The sequence below is a fragment of the Comamonas testosteroni genome (genome assembly GCF_000761245.1).
In the GTDB taxonomy this organism is placed as follows: domain Bacteria; phylum Pseudomonadota; class Gammaproteobacteria; order Burkholderiales; family Burkholderiaceae_C; genus Comamonas; species Comamonas testosteroni_C.
In genome coordinates this window covers 79677-100700 of record NZ_AWOR01000089.1, presented here as the reverse complement: position 1 = coordinate 100700, position 21024 = coordinate 79677, and the positions used below count along the sequence as shown (strand labels likewise).

General features: G+C 61.0%; 19 protein-coding genes. All 19 read right to left on the bottom strand.

The genetic code is table 11. The annotated features are described in order from the left end of the window. Nucleotides 1–944 precede the first annotated feature (944 nt). Entirely contained in the window at nt 945–2192 is a 1248-nt protein-coding gene (locus P353_RS24545; protein WP_034375575.1) for a LuxR C-terminal-related transcriptional regulator, read from the bottom strand. A gap of 41 nt (nt 2193–2233) precedes the next feature. After that, the gene (locus P353_RS24540) at nt 2234–3436 is read right to left on the bottom strand and encodes an acetyl-CoA C-acyltransferase (protein WP_034375573.1); all 1203 of its coding nucleotides are present in this window, start codon (nt 3434–3436) and stop codon (nt 2234–2236) included. A gap of 136 nt (nt 3437–3572) precedes the next feature. Continuing rightward, entirely contained in the window at nt 3573–4058 is a 486-nt protein-coding gene (locus P353_RS24535) for a MaoC family dehydratase (protein WP_034375572.1), read from the bottom strand. 2 nt (nt 4059–4060) lie between these two features. Next, entirely contained in the window at nt 4061–4846 is a 786-nt protein-coding gene (locus P353_RS24530) for an SDR family oxidoreductase (protein ID WP_034375571.1), read from the bottom strand. Between the two features lie 218 nt (nt 4847–5064). Further along, nucleotides 5065–6243: an acyl-CoA dehydrogenase family protein gene (locus P353_RS24525; protein ID WP_034375568.1), complete on the bottom strand. Its 1179-nt coding sequence runs from the start codon at nt 6241–6243 to the stop codon at nt 5065–5067. Next, nucleotides 6240–7379: an acyl-CoA dehydrogenase family protein gene (locus P353_RS24520; RefSeq protein ID WP_232776881.1), complete on the bottom strand. Its 1140-nt coding sequence runs from the start codon at nt 7377–7379 to the stop codon at nt 6240–6242. Before P353_RS24520 ends, P353_RS24525 begins: the two co-directional genes overlap by 4 nt. Nucleotides 7380–7448: 69 nt before the next feature. Next, the gene (locus tag P353_RS24515) at nt 7449–8324 is read right to left on the bottom strand and encodes an SDR family oxidoreductase (protein ID WP_034375563.1); all 876 of its coding nucleotides are present in this window, start codon (nt 8322–8324) and stop codon (nt 7449–7451) included. A 57-nt stretch (nt 8325–8381) separates the two neighbouring features. Further along, nucleotides 8382–9944 carry an amidase gene (locus tag P353_RS24510; protein WP_034375762.1) on the bottom strand — a complete coding sequence of 521 codons (1563 nt, stop codon included), beginning with the start codon at nt 9942–9944 and terminating at the stop codon, nt 8382–8384. A gap of 191 nt (nt 9945–10135) precedes the next feature. Then, nucleotides 10136–11290, bottom strand: coding sequence for an acetyl-CoA C-acetyltransferase (locus P353_RS24505; RefSeq protein ID WP_034375562.1), 1155 nt, complete (start codon nt 11288–11290; stop codon nt 10136–10138). Then, a complete protein-coding gene (locus tag P353_RS24500; protein WP_034375560.1) occupies nt 11287–12426 on the bottom strand; it encodes an acyl-CoA dehydrogenase family protein in 1140 nt (379 codons plus the stop codon). Before P353_RS24500 ends, P353_RS24505 begins: the two co-directional genes overlap by 4 nt. A gap of 17 nt (nt 12427–12443) precedes the next feature. Next, on the bottom strand, nt 12444–13598 hold the full coding sequence (locus tag P353_RS24495; protein ID WP_034375559.1) for an acyl-CoA dehydrogenase family protein: 1155 nt from the start codon (nt 13596–13598) through the stop codon (nt 12444–12446). 28 nt (nt 13599–13626) lie between these two features. Continuing rightward, nucleotides 13627–14385 carry an enoyl-CoA hydratase family protein gene (locus tag P353_RS24490; protein ID WP_034375557.1) on the bottom strand — a complete coding sequence of 253 codons (759 nt, stop codon included), beginning with the start codon at nt 14383–14385 and terminating at the stop codon, nt 13627–13629. Between the two features lie 22 nt (nt 14386–14407). Further along, complete coding sequence (locus tag P353_RS24485) at nt 14408–15496, bottom strand: NAD(P)H-dependent flavin oxidoreductase (protein WP_034375555.1); 1089 nt, start codon at nt 15494–15496, stop codon at nt 14408–14410. After that, complete coding sequence (locus P353_RS24480) at nt 15493–16395, bottom strand: enoyl-CoA hydratase (RefSeq protein WP_034375553.1); 903 nt, start codon at nt 16393–16395, stop codon at nt 15493–15495. The genes P353_RS24485 and P353_RS24480 overlap by 4 nt, the downstream gene beginning before the upstream one ends. Before the next feature lies 1 nt (nt 16396). Further along, nucleotides 16397–17167 (bottom strand): CoA-transferase subunit beta, encoded by a 771-nt coding sequence (locus P353_RS24475; protein WP_034375551.1) that lies wholly within the window; start codon nt 17165–17167, stop codon nt 16397–16399. A 12-nt stretch (nt 17168–17179) separates the two neighbouring features. Continuing rightward, entirely contained in the window at nt 17180–18058 is an 879-nt protein-coding gene (locus P353_RS24470) for a CoA transferase subunit A (protein ID WP_034375549.1), read from the bottom strand. Nucleotides 18059–18074: 16 nt separating this feature from the next. Further along, nucleotides 18075–18977: a VOC family protein gene (locus tag P353_RS24465; RefSeq protein WP_034375548.1), complete on the bottom strand. Its 903-nt coding sequence runs from the start codon at nt 18975–18977 to the stop codon at nt 18075–18077. Between the two features lie 292 nt (nt 18978–19269). Continuing rightward, the gene (locus P353_RS24460; protein WP_034375545.1) at nt 19270–20352 is read right to left on the bottom strand and encodes an alkene reductase; all 1083 of its coding nucleotides are present in this window, start codon (nt 20350–20352) and stop codon (nt 19270–19272) included. A gap of 9 nt (nt 20353–20361) precedes the next feature. Beyond that, entirely contained in the window at nt 20362–21009 is a 648-nt protein-coding gene (locus P353_RS24455) for a nuclear transport factor 2 family protein (protein WP_034375542.1), read from the bottom strand. Between the last annotated feature and the right edge of the window lie 15 nt (nt 21010–21024).

Below are 21024 nucleotides of genomic sequence, written 5' to 3'. Positions count from 1 at the left end.
AACAGATATAGATATACCTCATGCAATACCTGCTTAGCAGGTGGCCTCTTGAAAAAACACCCTCTTCGACAACTTTGAGGTGTTAGGCAGGCCTGCATTGAAGGCCCTGATGCAATGACGGCTGTGGGCCATTCAGCAGTCATTGGCATTTCTGAGTCGAACGGCTGTAACCAGCCTGGATCTGTCGTTTGAGGGTGAGCTGAGGCCGTTCGCTCCAGACCCAAAGCAGGCCTCCAACAATTTTCAAAACCCCGGTGAACATGTAGCCACCGGGGTTTCCATCGAAACAGAACGGCACACCAGGTCAGCCGCACAGATTTGACGCCCACTCGCAGTAGTGTGCCGTCAGTCGCCATGATTGCTGCGTCCTGCGCAAATGGCCCGGTCGGTCGTCTATTCCCCCTTGTCGTAGGGCGGGTGCGCAGCACATGGGCTCCATGCGAAGGGGTTCGGGGATGACCGGGGCCATCCACCAGAGCGATCCACTTGTTTTTCAATAGGTACGAGACGCGCCTCCAGGAACAAGGTCAGACCCGAATCTTTTCCGCCTGCGGCCGAGGCGCCCCGGGTAACGTGGATTGCATCGGCCCAAAACAGTCACCCAGCATTTGCATCTTGGCGCTTGCGTCGCCAAGCGATGACCGCCACCGGGCTGCAGGTTCGCTGCGGCAGCGCTCAGCGCAGTCGCATCACGCAAGACAGGCATGCGCCGACCATGTCATTGCGTAGTCTCCGGTAACGACGTCGCCATTCATGTCCACCGTGAAGGTGGCTCCCGGAGGAATACATATGCCGCCGGTGTTCAGGCTCACACCAAGCGCTCCCCATCCGGTGCGGCCTGCACGCAGCGGGACTTTCAGGCCACCGCGATCGATGGGCACCCACAGTCTGTGCTGCCCAAAAAAACGGGCCTGAGCCCGTTTTTCTGTTGACGTCCAACGTTCTTACTTGTTCCCCAGCCAAGCCACGCTGTTGAGGAAGATGCGCACCAGCTCGGTCTGGCGGCGCACCCCCGTCTTGGAGAAGATGGAGCGCAGATGGGCTCGCGCCGTGTTGCGGCGGATGTTGAGCGCTTCGGCAGCCTCTTCCAGCGACAGGCCGTTGGCCAGTTGAATGGCCAGCGAAGTCTCGGCCGGCGTCAGCTGGAACAGCTGCTGAGCCAGCTTCACGGGTGGGTCGGCCTTGCCGCCGGTGTCCCGCACAAAGACGGCAACACTGGGGCGTTGCTTGCCCTCGGTCCACTCGTCGGGAGAAATGCTTTGCACCACCACGCCCCAGTTGAGCTGGCCGGACTGCCGGCTGACCGACATGCCTTCGGTCATGGACAGGCGCGAGACCTGGGTATGCATGAGCGCATCCTTGATCAGGCGCTGCAGCTTGCGGTTGTCGTTGGCGTAGTTGGCCTCCAGCATGCCGCCGGAGATCTTCAGGCCGTCCTGCATGTCCAGAATGCTGGCCGCTGCGGGATTGCACTCCAGCACATTGCCGTTCTGATCGAGGATGACCACCCCCACCATCAGCTGGGCCGTGGCCTTGCTGTAGAGGGAGATGACCTGACGATCCTGGTTCACCGACAGATGCAGGTTCAGCGCGCGCTTGATGTGAGGCAGCATCATGGAGCCAAAGGCACGCTCCTGCTTGTTGAAAGCCGGGGAACCTTCGGGCCGCGTGATGCGCAGACCGTAGACGCAGCTGTCCTTGGTGACGATGTCGGCAGCCATCACGTGAAACACCTGCAGCTGCTTGCACCAGTCGTTGTAGTAGCTTGAAGCTCGCCACTCGGACTCGGGCATCACATCCCCCACGGTCACGATACGGTCGGTAGGCATGCCGCGAAACGGGCTCATGCTGATCTTGGGGCAGTTCGGCATCAGATCGCGGCGGTCGCCTGCGGCCGAGACGATCAGCCCCACATCATCGGCGGAGCCGGGACGCACTATGAGTGAGGCGTAGTTGCCGCCCAGCTGCAGACGCAGAGTCTCCAGAAAAGGCTTCCAGCCTTCCGGGTCCATGGCAGCTTCATAGAGCTGACTGATCAGCGCACTGAACTGCTCGGCACTCACGAAGGGCGCATCGGGCGATACGCGCACGGGGGCAGGGGTGTCGAATATGGGCACATCCTTGATCACGCAAGCGATGGAACTTGGCGTGTAGGTGGAAAAACCCATCTTGGCGAAAGCGCTGTCCATCATGTTCAACTCCTTGGTTGAAGGTTGGTTGCAGACAGATCAGATCAATTCAGCTCAAACAGGCCAGCCGCACCCATGCCGCCGCCAATACACATGCTCACCACCACAAAACGCACACCGCGGCGACGGCCCTCCAGCAGGGCGTGACCAACCAGGCGGGCACCCGACATGCCGAAGGGGTGGCCGATGGAGATCGCGCCGCCGTTGACGTTCAGCCGCTCATCGGGAATGCCGAGTTTGTCGCGGCTGTAGATCACCTGACAGGCAAATGCCTCGTTGATTTCCCACAGGCCGATGTCGCCAACCGTCAGCCCATGCTGCTTGAGCAGCTTGGGGATGGCATAGACGGGACCGATCCCCATTTCATCGGCACGGCAGCCTGCCACGGCCACGCCGCGATAGATGCCCAGAGGCGCAAGGCCTCGACTGCGGGCTTCGTCGGCACTCATCACCACACAGGCGCTGGCGCCGTCGGACAGTTGGGATGCATTGCCGGCCGTGATGAACTGACCTTGCTCCACCCACTGGCCGTTCTTCCATACAGGCTTGAGCTTGGCCAGACTCTCAAGCGTGGTGTCGGCACGGTTGCCCTCGTCGCGGGTCAGCGTGACTTCCTCGCTGCCGGTGACATTGCCTTCCTTGTCAAACAGCTGCTTGACCGTGGTCAGCGGCACGATTTCATCGTCGAACAGACCACGGGCCTGTGCAGCGGCCACGCGCTGCTGGCTGCGCAGCGAGTACTCGTCCTGGGCTTCACGACTGATGCCGTAACGCTGACTGACCAGCTCGGCCGTCTCTATCATCTGGATGTAAGCCGTGGGCTCTGCGGCCAGCACCGCCTTCGATTGGGCGCGGTACGAGTTCTTGTACTTGTTCTGTACCAGGGAGATGGACTCCAGGCCTCCAGCCACAGCGATATTCATCTCGCCGGTCATGACACCCTTGGCAGCCGTGGCAATGCTCATCAGGCCCGATGCGCACATGCGATCGATCACCATGCCGCCCACGGATTCAGGCAGGCCGGCGGTATAGCCGCACAGACGCCCCAGGTTGTAGCCCTGCGTGCCCTGCTGCGCGGCAATGCCCAAAATGACATCATCCACATCCGCACTGGCCACATTCGCCTTGTTGAGCGCCGCGCGAATGACGTGTCCGCCCAGCACGGGGGCTTCGGTGTCGTTGAAGGCACCACGGTAAGCCTTGCCTATGGGGGTACGTGCCGTCGAAACGATGACTGCGTCTTTCATGTCTTTGTCTCCTAACTTTCTTTTCGTCGCGCCCTGGGCAGCTTTTGCTGCCGTATCGAGGTCGGCCGCTCTGTCGGCAGCTCATCCCTCTTCACAAAAAATGCAATCACCCATCGAAGCGGGCGCTTGCACACACTCAATTTTCCCGGATAAAGAACAGCCTGCTGATGGTTTCAACCACACAGCCGGGTTTGTCCTGATTCTTGACCTGTACTGTGATTCGGATCGTGACCTGCACGCCGTCTTCCCCGATCGGCGTCGCGGCCACCACTTCGCCGCTGCCACGCACGAAGCTGTTCACCAGCACCGGAGCCGGAAAACGCACCTTCTCGCAACCATAGTTGACGCCCATCTTCAGCCCCTGATAGCTGACCAACTGAGGCAAAAACAGATTGGCCAGAGACAGCGTCAGATATCCATGGGCCACGCAGGCGCCGAACGGGCCGCTGCCGGCCCGCTCGGGGTCCACATGAATCCATTGCTGATCACCCGTGGCATCGGCAAACTGATTGATGCGCTCCTGCGTGATCTGCATCCATTCGGTCTCGCCCAGCTGACGTCCCACCGATGCCTGCACCGAGGCTGCCGAGTCAAACTGCATCTTGTCTGAGACTGCATTCATGCTCAGGCCCTCTGCGAGCAGACGGACACCACTTCACCCGTCATGTACGAGGAGTAGTCGCTGGCCAGGAAGATCATCACATTGGCGACTTCCCAGGGCTCGGCACCACGGCCAAAGGCCTCCTTCTCGGACAGTTTGGCCAGCAGCTCTTCAGAGGCGGACTTCTTGAGGAAGGCGTGGATGGCGATGGAAGGTGCCACGGCGTTGATGCGGATGCCGAATTCGGCCGCTTCCAGCGCCGAACAGCGTGTGAGGGCCATCACGCCTGCCTTCGCGGCTGCGTAGTGAGCCTGCTCGGTCTGAGCGCGCCAGCCCAGCACCGAGGCGTTGTTGACGATCACGCCCTTGCCGCGCGGTTGCATCAGCTTGAGCGCTGCGCGCGTCATGCGGAAGGTGCCGGTCAACGTGATGTCAATGACCTTGCTCCACTCGTCATCGCCCATGTCGACGACCTTGCAGCTGGTGCCCAGACCCGCGTTATTGATCAGCACATCGATACCGCCCATGGCGCTGTCGGCTTCGGAGATCAGTGCCTGAACCTGCTCTTCCTTGCTCACGTCGCAAAGCTTGCCAAAGACCTGGGTCAAACCCGTGTCCTTTTTGATCTGCTCCACGGCTTCGGCCAGCCGACGCTCATGCACGTCGGAGATGAACAGGGCCTTGCAGCCCTCCTCTGCTGCTCGTTTTGCAGCAGAGAAACCAATACCAGCGCCAGCTGCGGCGGTTACGAGAACTGTCTTGTCTTTGAGCAGACCGTGGGGGGCAACGTAGGGGGGAGCGCTAATCATTTGTCATTCAAAAGGTAGTTACCCTTGATCTTCCGGCTCCCGCTGCGCTGCAGCATCGTCACTTTGGACGATAGGTCATTCCCTAGTGTCGCTGGACCGACATTTCATACGCAAAAAGCGCCGTAAACCTTCGGGGTCAACCCTTGATTTACGGCAGCTTTACATCAACCAATCAGAGTAATCACCTACACAAAGGCGAGCACTCCAAGCCCCTGAAATCAGCGCGGCATACCCAGCGCACGCTCGGCCATGAGGTTCAGCTGAATCTCGTTGGTGCCGGCGTAAATGGTGTCGGCGCGGCTGACCAGCCACAGTTGCTGCAGCGCAGCAAGTGCAGGCTCCTTGAGCACCAGCTCGCCCTGCTCGCCGAGCACCTCCATGGCCAGTTCGCCCAGATCACGGTGCCAGTTGGACCATGCGTATTTGGAGACGGAAGCCACACGGAAGGGCGTGCTCTCATCGCTGGAGCGCAGCGCATGGGCGCGCAGCGTCTGCAGGCCCATATCGGCCTTGGCCAGGCGCTGACGGATCAGCGGGTCGCGGGCCGCGCCGTTGCGCTTGGCCAGGTCGATGATCAGGTCCAGCTCATAGCGGAAATGTGCCTGCTGGCCCAGAGTGGACGCACCGCGCTCGCAGCCCAGCAGGTACATGGCGACCTTCCAGCCGTCACCCACGGGGCCCAGATGCAGCGCGCCTTCGGTGCGTGCGCCGTCAAAGAAAACTTCGTTGAACTCCGAAGTGCCGGTGATCTGGCGAATCGGACGCACCTCCACGCCGGCCTGCTTGATGGGCACCAGCAGCAGCACCATGCCCGCATGGCGGGGGCTGGCAGTGCTCGCTCCAACCTCATCGGTGCGAGCCAGCACAAACACCCATTCGGACTCATGGGCCCAGGAGGTCCAGACCTTCTGACCGTTGATCACCCACTCGCCCGTGGCCGCATCACGATGGGCTTTGGTACGAATGCCCGCCAGGTCGGAGCCCGCTCCCGGCTCGGAGTAGCCCTGAGCCCAATAGTCGGTACCGGCCAGAATACCGGGCAAAAAACGCTGCTGCTGCTCCGGCGTGCCAAAAGCCATCAGCGTGGGGGCGAGCAGGGTCTCGCCGATATGACCGATGCGGCCGGGACCGCCGCAGCGCACATATTCCTCGTGAAAGATGACTTGCTGCGCCAGTGGGGCGTTGCGCCCGCCGTACCGAGTCTCCCAGCCCAGGCCGGTCCAGCCACCCTTGGCCAGCTCCTGCTCCCATTCCTTGGCCAGTTGCGCGTCATAACCTTCGGCGCCCAGACCGCTGGCATGCTTGAGCGGGGCGAACCGCCCTGTCAGATGTTGCGCCATCCATTCACGCACTTCAGCGCGAAAGGCTTCATTGATTTCCGACTCCTGCATCTTCATGCTGCCTCCGTCACGCTCTCATCCAACAAACGCGCAGCCACCAGCTCGCGCCACTGCTCCACTGTGCCCATGCGCTGGCTGGATGCCTGCGCGCGGCGCAAGAACAGATGCGGATCAAACTCCCAGGTAAAGCCCACGCCGCCGTGCAACTGAATGCTTTCGCGCGTGGAAAAGAGAGCAGCCTCCGTTGCATCTGTGCGGGCTTGCGCTGCAAAATATGTCAGATCGCTTTCATTACCAGCGGTATCAGCTATGAAAGCTGCAGCATAGACGGCTGATCTGGCCGTCTCCACCTTCACCAAAATCTGCGCTGCACGGTGCTTGACGCCTTGGAAGCTGCCCACGGCTTTTCCAAACTGCTGACGCTCCTTGGTGTAATCCACCGCCAGATTCAGCGCGCGATCGGCCACACCGACCTGCTCGGCGGCCAAGCTAATCGCCGCCAGATTGCGGGTCTGAGCCCACAGTTTTTTGAGCGCGTCGCCATGCATCAGCACGGCAGCGCCAGTCAATCTCACATTAACGGCCATGACATCGGCACTGCTGCGTGTGGCGTCCACCGTCGTCAGCACCTGCACGCTCAAACCTTCTTCCTTTGCATGCACCTCCAGCAGGCCCAGCGAGCCGCAAGGCAGGGTAGCGGGCAGAAGGAACACATCGGCATGTGCTCCTGATCCCACCTGACTCCACTGACCATTGAGCACCAGCGTGTCGCCTTCAACCGTCACCGTCGCGGCCGCGGGCAGCTCGCCACGCACTGTCATGCCCAACACACAGATCCGGCCAGAGGCCGCCAGGCGCTCCACCACGCCCAGGCCCTGCTCGGTCTGGCTCAACGCTTGCCACAACGGCGTCACTGCGACAACAGCGTCAAAAAACGGCACGCAGGCGAGGTGGTAGCCCATCTGCTCTTGCAGCAGCACCAGCTCGCGCCAGCCCAGCCCCATGCCGCCTGCGGCTTCGGGCAGGGCCACGCTGCACCAGCCCATGTCCAGCACTTCCTGCCACAGGGCACGGTCCAGCCCGCCCTCGGTTTCAGAAACCTTGCGCACCTGCGCCGTGCTGCTTTTTTCCTGCAGAAACACCTCGGCGCTCTCGGCGATCATTTTTTGTTCTTCGTTCAGACTTAAATCCATGATGGCTCGCGTCCTGAGTTCTTCATCGAATGGGAAGGTCGGGCCCCACGGCCCGGCTGTTTCTTGCGCTTAGGTTCCGTAGACCTTCTGAGGAGCCTTGCCCTCGGCGATCAGCTGATCGACAACACCAGACAGCTCGGAAGGCTCCCAGCGCGCCTGCTTGTCATTGATCTTGCCGGTGAACCAGCCGTCGGCCACGGACAGCTCGCCACCCTTGGCTTCAAAGCAGCGGCCCGTCACATGCCTGGACTGGCTGCTGCCCAGCCAGACGACGATGGAGGCCACGTTCATGGGGTCCCACACATCAAAGCCGGATTCGGGCTTCCTGACCATATCGGGCATGGCGCCTTCGGTCATTGAGGTGCGCGCAGCAGGTGCCAGACAGTTGGCAGTGATGCCGTAGCGCGCCAGCTCCGCAGCCTGCACCAGAGTCAGACCGGCGATGCCGGCCTTGGCTGCTGCATAGTTGCTCTGACCGATGGAGCCTTGCAGGCCCGCGCCGGAGCTGGTGTTGATGATGCGCGCATCCACGTCCTTGCCGGCCTTCTTCTGATCGCGCCAGTAGCCGCCAAAGACCTTGGCCATGCAGAAATGTCCGCGCAGATGCACGCGCATGACCATATCCCAGTCCTCTTCGGACAGGCTCAGGAACATGCGGTCACGCAGCACGCCGGCGTTGTTGACGATGACCTGCACATCGCCATAGGCGGCCAGTGCCGCATCGAGAATCGATTGCGCTCCGGCCACGGTGGTGATGTCACCCGTGTTGGCCAGCGCCTTGCCACCAGCGGCCTTGACTTCCTCGGCCACGGCCTGAGCGGCTTCGGCACGGATGTCGTTGATCACCACACTTGCACCTTCTTGCGCGAAGGCCAGCGCATAAGCGCGTCCCAGGCCACCGCCTGCACCGGTGATGACGACGGTTCTCTGGTTGCAAATACCCATTTCTTTCCCCTTTTGCTTGCAATGCAGACAAGCTCATGGCCGTCTGCTTTTTTGAAATTACGCTTTGAAAACCGACAGATCAGGCTGACGATGTGCCCAGGGAACGGCTTGCTCCAGCTGCGCGGCCAGCGCCAACAGGCGCCCTTCGCGGCCAAACGGCGCAGCAAAGTGCGCGCCCACAGGCAAGTTGTCCCTGGTCCAGTGCATGGGCACAGACATGGCGGGCTGGCCTGTCATATTGAAAAGCGCGGTATAGGGCGAAGCCTTGACGGCTTCGCGCGCGAATGAGTCATAAGGCTGGTCCAGCGTCAGCACACCCAACAGCGGTGGCGGCACGGCCATCACGGGGGTAAGAATCAGGTCGTACTTCAGAAAGAAGCGGTCCAGAATCTGGCCGGCCGTATCAAAGTTGGTACGCGCCATCAGCATCTGCTCGGCGGTATAGGACTTGGCCTTTTCCAGATACAGCCAGTCCATCTGCTCTAGCTCATCCTGGCGCACTGCGCGACCGAGCAGCTTTTCGCGCGCACGGATGCTGGCCATCATGCCCACGGATGTCACCACGCCCAGGCCCGAGAACACCTCAGCCACAGGCAACTCCGGCATGTCTTCCACGATTTCATGTCCCAGCGCCAGGCAGGCCTTGATGGCCTTGTCCACCGCAGCCTGGCAGTCCGCATGTACGGGAATGCCAAAGTAGTTTTTGGACCAGACGGCAATCCTGAGCTTCTTGGGTGCCTGCTTGAGGGCGTCCAGATAGCTGCCTTCCACGTCGCGCGGCGGCACGGTGCGCGAGCCGGGCTCACGCCCCTGCGTCAGATCGAGCAGGTGAGCACTGTCGCGCACGCTGCGACTGATGACATGGTTCATGGACAAGCCCATCCAGCCTTCCATATTGGCCGGACCGGCAGGCAGACGGCCACGGCTGGGCTTGAGGCCAAACAGGCCGCAGTGCGAAGCGGGAATGCGGATGGAGCCGCCTCCATCACTGGCATGGGCCACGGGCACAATGCCTGCGGCAACCACCGAGGCCGCACCACCCGAGGAGCCGCCTGTCGTGTGGGCAGCATTCCAGGGGTTGGGCGACTTGCCGTAGAGCAAGGACTCGGTCGTGGGCGTCTGGCCGAACTCGGGCGATGCCGTCTTGCCAAAGATATTGAGACCGGCCGCCTTGTAGCGTGCCACCAGGGTGCTGTCGTACTCTGCCACGGCCCCCTTGAAAAAGCGGCAGCCATTGGTAGTGACCGTTCCCTTCAGATACTGGTTCAGGTCCTTGAGCAGAAAGGGCATGCCCCACATGGGCGCCCTGGCTGTGGCTTCGGCACGCGCAGCGCTGCCCAGCGCCGACATCTGCCTGGCCTGATCACGTGCCAGCTCGTAGTCTTTGATGACCACTGCATTGAGCTTGGGCAAGGCCTCCGTGCGTGCAATCGCCGCTTCCAGCGCTTCCAGCGGCGTGATATCGCCCCGGCGGATCTGTTCTGCCCAGGCATAGCCATCCACCGCAGTCGCCTCATTTTTCTTCTGTGCGGCCATTGTCGGCATGGTCGCGGCTGCGGCCACGGCACCTGCGCCCTGAATAAAGCCGCGACGATCCACACCTTGATTCAAGGTATCCATGGTCTCCATCCTTTTGTTGTTCGGGATTCATGTTCCGAGTGCGGACAGTCAGGCACCCGATGCGGAGCCGGCGCTGGCTGTCGCGTCGTCTTGCATGTCCTTGTCTCCGCTGGCTTTCTGGACGACTTGCCCAGACGCTCATACCTGAAATCCGGGGCGATGCAGGCACTGCGGTGCCTGCATGAGTGCCGTCAGAGACGTTCGATGATGGTGACGTTGGCCTGACCACCACCTTCGCACATGGTCTGCAGCCCATAGCGACCGCCCGTGCGCTCCAGCTCGTGCAGCAGTGTGGTCATGAGCTTTGCGCCCGAGGCTCCTAGCGGATGACCGAGCGCAATCGCGCCGCCGTTGACGTTGGTTTTGCCATGGTCGTAGCCGGTCTCCTTAAGCCAGGCCATGACCACGGAAGCGAAGGCCTCGTTGATCTCGACCAGGTCGATATCGGACATGGTCATGCCAGCCTTCTTGAGCGCATATTCCGTGGCGGGAATCGGAGCAGTCAGGTGCCAGATGGGGTCATCGGCTCGTACGCTCATATGGTGAATGCGGGCGCGTGGCTTGAGGTTGTAGCGCTTGAGAGCGGCTTCAGACACCACCAACACCGCAGCCGCTGCATCGCAGGTGGAGCTGGAGACAGCTGCCGTGATGGAGGGATAGCTGGGGTCCACCGGCTCCAGAGTGGCCATCTTCTCCAGAGTGGAAAGGCGAGCCGTCTCGTCCATCCTGAAATCTCCGAACGGCACGATTTCACGGTCGAAGCGGCCCTCGGCAATCGCATTCAAAGCGCGGTCGTGGCTTTCCTTGGCAAACACTTCCATATCGGCACGACTCACACCCCAGTGATCGGCAATGCGCTGGGCGGCATAGAACTGGTTGACGGGCGCGTTGCCGAAGCGGGCCTGCCAGCCCTTGCTCTCGGCAAACGGCGTGGTAAAGCCCAGGGGCTGACCGGCGAGCATGGCCGAGGAGATGGGAATCGCGGTCATGGTCTGCACGCCACCGGCCAGCACCACATCCTGCGTGCCACTCATCACGGCTTGGGCCGCAAAATGAATGGCTTGCTGGGACGAGCCGCACTGGCGGTCGATCGTGGTGCCGGGAACGTTCATGGGCATACCGGCTGCCAGCCAGGAAGTGCGGGCAATGTCGCCGGCCAGAGAGCCGATGGTGTCCACGCAACCAAAGATCACGTCGTCGTAATCGGCTGCGGGAATGTCGTTGCGCTCGACCAGCGCTTTGATCACATGGGCGCCGAGGTCGGCACCGTGCACGGTGGCAAGAGAGCCCTTGCGCTTTCCGGTAGGAGAGCGCAGCGCATCAACGATATAGGCCTGGGCACTCATACAGCCACCTCTTCAGCAATGTTCTTGATTGCATCTTGCGCAAAGCAGGAGGCACATGAATCGATTTCTCGATCAAAAGTCGATCCGGGACCCACGGGGGCATTCGGACTGCGCAGCAGGCCCTGAGTCAGGCGGGCCGCATGGTATGCCTTGTCACCCCAGGCAGCGTCCAGTACCCAGGCGCGCTTCATGAACATCTGCAGGTCGACTTCCCAGGTGTAACCCATGGCGCCATGCACCTGCAGACTGTTGCGTGCCGCAAACCAGCTCGCTTCACTGCACTGGAGCTTGGCGTGCGAGATACGCACGGCCAGATCGGGTTCGCCGTGCTGCAGCGCATAGAAGGCGCGATAGAGCACGGGTTTGGCAAACTCGATCTTGGTGACGATGTCCGACAGATGGTGCTGCACGGCCTGAAAGCTGCCAATGACCTTGTCGAACTGCTTGCGCTGCGCCACATAGTCCACCGAAAGGTCCAGCATGCGCTGAGCCAGGCCCAGCATCTGGGCAGCTGCGGCGAGTGCACCGCGCTCGCCGGCAGTCTCCCAGACCTTCTGGCCCTGAGTGCCATCGAGCAAACGGGTGGCATCGGATGCCGTCCAGCGTACCCGTGACAGGCGGCGCGAGGAATCAATACTGCTCAGCGCCGTGATCTCGCACTGTGCGGGCCTGATCAGGTGCAGTTCCAGCCCGGTGGCCGTGGCATGGGGCAGCAACAGCACATCGGCCAGTGCGGCATCTGCCACATTGAGGTTGACGGGATGGCCCACGGCCACGCGGCAGCTGCCTTCGGCAATCCTGGGCAGCCAGACACGGCCTTCATGACCTTGCGGCAATGCACTCAACATGCCCACGGCCACATAGGCTGTGTCGGTCAAGGAATCGGGCAGAGCGTAATAGCCCACTTCCTGCAACAGCAGTGCCCAGTCCACATCGGCCATGCCCATGCCGCCATCGGCTTCGGGGGCGGACAGGCCCATCAGGCCTTGTTCTGCAATCTTGGCCCACAGCTCGGGGCAGCGACCGGTCGGGGTTTCCCAGATGTCGCGCAGCAGCTCGGGGGCTGCTTCGGTCATCAGAAAGCGACTGATCGAGTCACGGAATGCGATTTGATCTTCGGTAAAGGTGAAGTCCATGGTTGTCTCCCTGCCGATCAGGATTTGGGCAGGCCCAGCATGCGCTGAGCGATGATGTTGCGCTGGATCTCGTTGCTGCCCGCGTAGATGGGACCGGCCTGCGAGAACAGGAAACCTTCCAGCCATTCGTTGGCCTCGGCGTCATCGATGAGCTCGGCACGCGCGCCCAGAATGCGCATCGCGGTTTCGTGAATCATGATGTCCAGCTCGGACCAGACAATCTTGTTGGTGCTGGCTTCGGCGCCAATCTGTGCGCCCTTGTTCAGGCGACCCACAGTGTGATAGGAAGACAGCGTGTATGCCTCCGCCCCCTGCCAGGCACGCAGCACGGCATCGCGGATGGAGTGATCGCGGTCGGCATCGACCTGATTGCGCAGATACAGGTCCACCAGCTTCTGCGCACTGCGCTGATAGCGGGCGGGAGAGCGCAGCAGCAGGCCGCGCTCGAAACCGGCCGTCGCCATCGCCACATGCCATCCCTTGCCTTCTGCACCCAGCAGGTTCTCCACGGGTACTTCGACATCGTCGAAGAAGATTTCGGCAAAGTGCTCACGGCCATTGATGGCACGAATGGGGCGCACGGTGATGCCGGGCGTATTCAAGGGCACCAGTATGTAGCTCAGACCATGATGGCGGCTCGATGTCGGGTCGCTACGGAACAGGCCGAACACCCAGTCGGCGAAGATCGCACGGGTAGACCAGATTTTCTGACCGTTCAGAATGAATTTTTCACCCATGCGAATGGCGCGGCTGCTGATGGCCGCCATGTCCGAGCCAGCGTTGGGCTCGGACCAACCCTGGGCCCACATATCGTCGCAGCGGGCCATACGGGGCAGAAAGCGAGCCTTCTGCTCGGGCGTGCCAAATTCCATCAGCGTGGAGCCCAGCAGCAGAATGCCGTTCTGGTTCACGCGGGATGGAGCATCGACTGCCCAGTACTCTTCTTCAAAGATCAGCCATTCGGTCAGGTCGCAGCCGCTGCCTCCCAGATCCTTGGGCCAAGTCACGGCGCTGTAGCCGGCGTCGGCCAGCTTGGCCTCCCACTGGCGGTGCTGCTCGAATCCCTCTCGGGTGTCATAGCTCTGCAGTCGTTGCGCAGGCACATTGTTCTTGAGCCATTCACGTACCTGAGCACGGAACGCTTTTTGCGCTGGGGTGTATGTCAAATCCATGGTTGTCTCCTCTTCGCGCTAGTGATGCTCAGAATTTGGCGTCGCGCTTTTCCACAAAGGCGCTGCGCGTCTCGGCGGAATCGGGACTCATATAGGCTTGCAGGGTGAACCCCTGCTCCCAGCGGTATTTGTCTTCGAGGTTGCCGTCTTCGATGCCGGTCAGCGCTTCCTTGGCGATGCGGATCATGGCGGGGCTCTTGGAGGCAATCTTGTTGGCGATATCCATGGCGGTGTCGCGCAGCTGCTCGCGGGGAACCACGCGCTCGATGGCCCCCAGACGCAGGGCTTCTGCCGCACCAATCATCTCGCCCGTAAAGAACAGGTAGCGGGTCTTTTGCACGCCGAACATGCGCTGCAGATGGGCGGCACCGCCCATGGCTCCCCGGTCCACCTCGGGCAAGCCGAAAGTGGCGTCTTCGGCGGCGATCACAATGTCCGATGCACCGCAGATGCCGATACCGCCACCCAGCACAAAGCCGTGCACGGCCGCAATCACCGGCACCTTGTTCAGATGCACGGCCTTGAACGTAGCGTAGTTGCCGGCGTTCACGTCGATGATGAGCTTGTCGTTGGTCGCCAGCTCCTTGATGTCCACACCCGCGCAGAAGCCACGGTTTTCGGCACGAATGACGATAACGCGCACGTCAGGGCTTTGACCCAGCGCCTCGATTTCCTTGGCCAGGCCATTCCAGCCAGCGGCATTCAGGGCATTGACGGGAGCACGGTCAATCACCAGCTCTGCCACACCGTTGTCGTGAATATTGGAGTGAAATTGTTGAGTGGACATATCCAGCCTCGTTGGCTTGTTGTTATGCGGGAGTCAATGCGTTCAATGCGTTGCGACGGTCCATGGCCTGGCGGACGATGCCGCCGATCACTTCCTCGCAGCTGTCGAGCTTGCCGATCAGCGCGGCCACCTGGCCGGCTGACATCACCCCTTCTGAAGGGTTGCCATCCACCATGGAGCGCTGCAGCAACATGGGGGCATTGGCGGCCATCACGGTCTGGGCGACGGAAGAAGAGTCTTCGCGCATGGCCTTCATGAAGATGCTCAAGGCCTGGCCCGTGGTCATGCCGGTCTCGGCCTTCCACTGCAACGCCAGACCCAGGGCGATGCGCAAGCGCTTCATGGGGCTGGCTTTTTCCAGCATGGCCAGGTATTCGTTGGGGATCATGCGCTGGGGCATACCGTCGACCAGGTGCGAGATGGCGATCTTTTCCGCATCCTTTGTCGCCAGATAGCGCTGCAAAGTCTCTGCGGGAACCTTGGAGTCGCTGGTCATCAAAAAGCGTGTACCCATGGCAATGCCCGATGCACCGTAGGCCAGCGCAGCCAGCAGGCCGCGGCCGTCATAGAAGCCGCCTGCGGCGACCACCGGGACCTGGACCGCATCCACCACCTGGGGCAGCAGCACCGTGGTGGGCACGCTGCCGGTATGACCGCCCCCTTCACCGCCCTGCACGGTGATGGCATTGGCCCCTATCTCGATCGCCTTCTGGGCGTGCTTCAGGGCTCCCACGGTAGGCATGCAGACGATGCCCGCCTCGCGCAGCCGGCCTATGACCTTCTTGTCCGGGCCACGGCCGTAGCTCACCGCACGCAGCCGGTACTTCACAGCCAGATCCAGCAGTTGCTGGGCGTTGGGCTGGAACATGTGAAAGTTCAGCCCGAAAGGCTGGTCGTCGGTCTCGCGCTTGACGCGCAGGATTTCGGCCTCGATCCTGTCTGCAGCAATGGTGGCTCCGGCCAGAAAGCCGAAGCCGCCAGCATTGGTCGTACCTATCACCAGATCAGCCCCCGCCACATAGCCCATGGCCGTCTGGATGACGGGGTAGCGACACCCCAGCAGGTCGCAAAGAGGAGTGCGCAGACCGCCCATATCGTTCATATTGCTCATGCCCTTGACTCTTCTTTGTTGGCCTTGACCATGGACCTGGCGTCCTGGCCGCCCAGTTGCCCCATACCCATGGTCTGGCTGTGTGCGTGCGCAAAGTGGTGGTAGCCAAAAGCCATGTCCATGGTGGAGCGCAGGCCTTGCAGCTCCTCCGCCTTGTTGACGACCATCTTGGTCAGCGCCAGTCCCAGGCGCGGCTGGGCCGCCATGCGCCGGGCCATGGCATAGACCTGGTCCTCGAGCTCGGCACGCGGCACCACGCGATTGACCATGCCCATCTGATAGGCGCGCTCTGCCGGCATGCGCTCGCCCAGCAGCAGAAATTCCTTGGCGATGCGCGGGTGCAGCTCGTGAGCGTGGGCGAAATACTCCACACCGGGGATGCCCATGCGCACCACGGGATCCTGGAAGAAGGCATCGTCGCTGGCCACGATCAGGTCGCAGACCCAAGCCAGCATCAGGCCGCCAGCCACGCAAGCGCCCTGCACCATGGCAATCATGGGCTTGGGGATGTCGCGCCAGCGGCGGCACATGCCCAGGTACACCTCTTGCTCGCGGGCAAACAGCTGCTCGCCCCCGGGCTTGTTGGTGTGATCCCACCACAGGTGTGCACGGTCAAAGGACTTATTGATGTCACGGCCTGGTGTGCCGATATCGTGACCTGCACTGAAGTGCTTGCCTTCGCCGCGCAGCACGATGACCTTGACGCTATCGTCATCGGTTGCCTTGCGCAATGCTGCATCCAGCGCATAGGTCATCTGCGAGTTCTGCACGTTGTTGAACGTGGGCCGATTCATGGTGACCGTGGCAATGCCGTTGTCCACGCTGTAGAGCACCGGCTCGTCGGTTTCGTAGACGGCCTTGTCTTCGCGTGTCACAAATTCACTGGGTGCATCATCCATATCAGGCTCCCATGGCCGTAGCGCGCAGATTGTGCGGATCGAGCTGGGCCAGCAAGGCCAGTTGCTCGGGCGTTGGATCAGGTGTCACACCCACGTTCTCGGGGACATGGATCGGAAAGCCCGTGGCCTCCTTGACCTGCACAGCCGTCACGCCGGGATGCAGCGACACCAGGCGCAATTGATGACTGGGTCCGCCAAAGTCCATCACGCACAGATTGGTGAAGATGAAGCGAATGTCGGTGGTCTCCTCCAGCGTCCAGCCCTTGGCCAGGCGCGCTGGGTTGTAGCCCACGCTGCCCACGGCATCGACCTCACCCGGGACAAAAACCTTGGTGCTGTGGTTGGGCACAAAGAAGGAGTTGGCGTGGTTGATCGAATTACCGGGGAAGCCGCGCACCCCCAGCATCATGGACTTGGGACGAGCGTAGTCGCCGCCCACCATGGAGATATTGCCCTGGCCAAAGCGGTCCACCTGCACGGGACCCACCATGGCGTGGCGCTTGCCTCCCCATACGTTGTCAAAGATGCGCGAGAAACCCATCCAGCTTTCACGCTTGATCTTGTATTCACCTCGTGGACCTACAGGCACGGGTTCATTGACCACCCAGGCCTCCGAGTCGGTCATGATCAGATCGGTGTTGATGGAACGCATGCACAGCGAAGCCGCCAGACGCGGAACCAGACCAATGCCGGTGGCCAACACCTCACCGTCGTTTTCCCAGGCACGTGCCGCGGCGCAGATGACGCGATCTACCAATGCAATTTCACTCATCTCTGTGCCTCCTCAGAACACGGGCAAGGGCAGGCGCTTGATTGCTTCCATGCCACCCACTTTTTCCAGATATTCCTGCTCCGTGCACTGCACGTATTTCTGCTGGTAGCTGCTCCAGCCGCCCTCCTCCTTGCTGCTGGCCACGTATTCCTTGAAGTGCTTGACATCAAAGCCATACAGAGGTGCGCAGGACGATGGATGAGCACCGCCGGGCAGGTGCACGACGCCCGTGGTTTCAGAGCGCTCCCAGAACACCAGGCGCGCGGCTTGCTCCGACTCGAAGCTGCTGGACTCGACCAGTTCATCGCAGCTCACAAACGTATTGGTTGCGGCTCGGGCAAACAAGTCGTCCATATAGATATCGGGACCGGCAATCTGGCAGACACCGCGAGAGTCCGCGCGATCCACGTGCAGCAGGGCCACATCCAGATTGATGGCGGGCATCGCCACCCACTCCTTGCCGTCGTAGGGCGATTCGATAAGGCGGATGGAGCTGTTGTGCTTGAGCACGTCGGTGCCCAGGCCGACGCGGGTGGGAATGTAGGGAATACGCATGCCTGCAGCCTTCAGGCCCAGCACCATATGACCTTCGTCAATTTCCATGACCTCGATCTCACCACTCTGGCGGGCCTTGCGAAAGTACGGCTCCAGCGGGATGAAGTCCAGCGACACGAAGGCGAAGATCAACTTCTTGACCTTGCCGGCCGCACACAGCATGCCCACATCGGCACCGCCATAGGCCACCACGGTCAGGTCCTTGACGGGGCTGCGCAGCAGCTCGCGCACCAGGGCCATGGGCTTGCGTCGGGGCCCCCAGCCACCAATTCCGATCGTCATGCCGTCCTTGATGGATGCCACAACGTCCTTCGCTGTCATCAATTTATTGGCCATGTCTCCAAGCCTCCTATCAGTTGTTTTCAGGGCGGCCCACGCCGAAGTCGTGCCCCCAGAGGCTTACGGTCGTGAACTCGTGCGTGATGTGGTGATCCCAGTCGATGACGGCACCGCCATAGCCGAACTCCAGGTCGAAGTTGGAGGGCGTCTTCATGTAGAACGAAATCATCTTGTCGTTGGTGTGCTGGCCCAGGGTGGCGGACAGCTTGACCTGGCTCTTTTGCATGCGGTCCATGGCGCGGCCCACCTCTGGCATGTTGTCCACCTCGACCATCACGTGCACGCAACCCGAGGAAGAAGGGAATTCGGCCAGTGCCAGACTGTGGTGACGAGCGTTGGCGCAGTGAAAGAAGTGGATTCGGACTGTGGGGCCGGCATCGCCTGCGGGCTTGAAGTTGTAAATATCCGAGAGGCCAAAGCCCAGCACATTGCGCACAAAGGCCACGGTCTTGTCAAAGTCGGGAGCGGGCAGCACGGTGTGGCCCAGACCATAGTCGCCGGTGATAAAGCGCGACACCCCCTGGGGCGATGCGAAATGGCTGAAGTCGGACTTGAAGCCCCAGACGATCTCATGACGGTTTCCGGACGGATCCATCACGATGGCCAACTCCTGCACATGCCGCTTGGCACACAGTTCGGAGCTACCCATTTCGTAGTGCACATCAGCTGCCTGCAACACCTTGATCGCCTGCTCAAAGGCTTGCTTGTTGGCCACTTCCCAACCGGATGCGGAGTATCTGTCATTGCTGCCAGGCTGAACCTGGAAGCGGAACTGACGCTCATCCATCTTGATCAGCAGATCGCCATCGGCAGTGGTGCTTGGCATCATGCCAAGCACATCACGTGCATAGCTGATCCAGCGATCCAAATCAGAGCTCTCGGCAACAACGTACGCTAGTCCACGTATTTCCATCATGATGTCGGGGCCTCCAACCCAATTCCTTTAGTGATGCTGAGGATTCTGAAGAGGGGAACCTTTGCAAACATCGTCCATTGAGACTAACGATTTACCGCTTCATTACCCAAATTTAATAGCAGCCATACCAGAAACAGCATGCAGTTCAGCGGAATAGACTAGATTGCTTTCAGCCATTTGAAACAGGCCGGTCCGACACCCTTGCGACAGCCGTGAAAACCCGCAGTGCCAAAAAAAACCGCACCCCCAGACGGGAGTGCGGCCAACACGATGAACTCAGTTTCTTGATGGATCAGACGGTCTGCACTTCTTCTGCAGACGCATAGTCGTTGTAGCCTCTGGCACCGGGGGTGTAGAGCGTGTTGCGGTCAAACTTGGCCAGAGGCAGGCCCTGACGCATGCGCTGCACCAGATCGGGGTTGGCGATGAAATGCCGCGCAAAAGATACCGCCAGCCCCTCGCCTGCCTGCAACGCGGCTTCGGCGCTTTGCGCATCAAAGCCGTCGTTGAGAATCAGACTCTCGCCAAAGTTCTCACGAGCGAGCTTGAAGGCGTCGATTGAAGGATCGAACACCGCACGCATCACATGTAGATAGGCAATGCCCAGCTTGGATGCCTGACGCATCAGCTCGGCATGGGTTGCTGCGGAGTTTTCGTCCGTAGTGTCATTGAAGGTGTTGCCGGGATTCAGACGCAGACCCACGCGGTCGATGCCGATTGCATTGCCCATGGCGCTCAGGCATTCCACGGCGAAACGTGAGCGACTGCTGGCGTTGCCACCATATTCGTCGCAACGCCGATTGGTGCTTGAGTGCAGGAACTGCAGACTCAGATAACCGCTGGTGCCATGCAGCTCGACGCCATCAAACCCCGCATCCATGGCGCGCTGTGCGGCTGCAGCATGCTCGGCAATGGCCTTGCGCACTTCTTGCGTCGTCAATGCCTGGGGCAGGTCGAAATCTTGCATGCCTGCGGCATCGGTCCAGATCTTGCCCTGAGCCTGAATAGCGGACGCCGATACGGAACGCACACCGGCGGGTTTGATATGGCTGCTGCCGATACGACCGGAGTGCATGATCTGCAGCACGATGGATCCGCCACGCGCATGCACGGCGTCCGTCACACGGCGCCAGCCGCGCACATGAGCGGCAGTTTCAATGCCGGGCTGACGACAATAGGCTTGACCTGTGACCTCGGGCCAGGCACCTTCAGCCACGATCAGCCCTGCATCAGCGCGCTGGGAATAGTGCTCGGCCATGATGTCGGTGGGCGTGCCATCGGCATCGGCGCGGTTGCGCGTCATGGGGGCCATGACCACGCGATTCTGCAGAGCAATCTTGCCCAGCTGGATGGGCGTGAAAAGCGTTTGACTCATGCCGACTCCTTAGCGCACGCGCATGCGCGGCGCGGGTGTGCCACGGCGCATCGTTTTGAGGAACTGCTCCAGCGGCGCGGGCGCGGACACTTGCGGCAACTCATCCTTGTCTGGACGGCTGGCCCAGAACTCCTTCCAGCTCGGAAACAGCTCGTGGAAAGCGCCATGGTAGGGCTCCCGACCGGGCCAGCGCATCTTCATGTCGCCAATCGGAGGCTTGTTCAGGTCGGTGGCATACCAGTAACAGGGCAGACGGCGACGGAAATACCACTGGCCGTCAATGCGCTCGTAGTCGTCCCAGTACAGCATCTGCATGATGACCCACTCGGCACCGCACTCATGCTCGTTCTTGGAATACACCACGCCAGTGGCATGATCCTTATCCACGAACTCGATGATGTGCTGGCCCAGATGGTGGGAGGTTCCCGTGAACTGGTCACGCAGCGTGCTGTCCTGCCAGGCCATGAAATGCGCCCGCCCCACTTTTTCCTTGCCCACCTTGATATCAGGAGCGAACAGGTTCACATGGGCGTCCATGTCACGCATGTCCAGCGACAGGGAATACTTGCCAGCCAGCTGACGAATCGCATCCAGCGACTCCAGCCTGTCAATACGCTCTTCCAGCGTTTGTGGCCACTGATTCACGGATTCACTCATCTCTTCAGCCTCTTT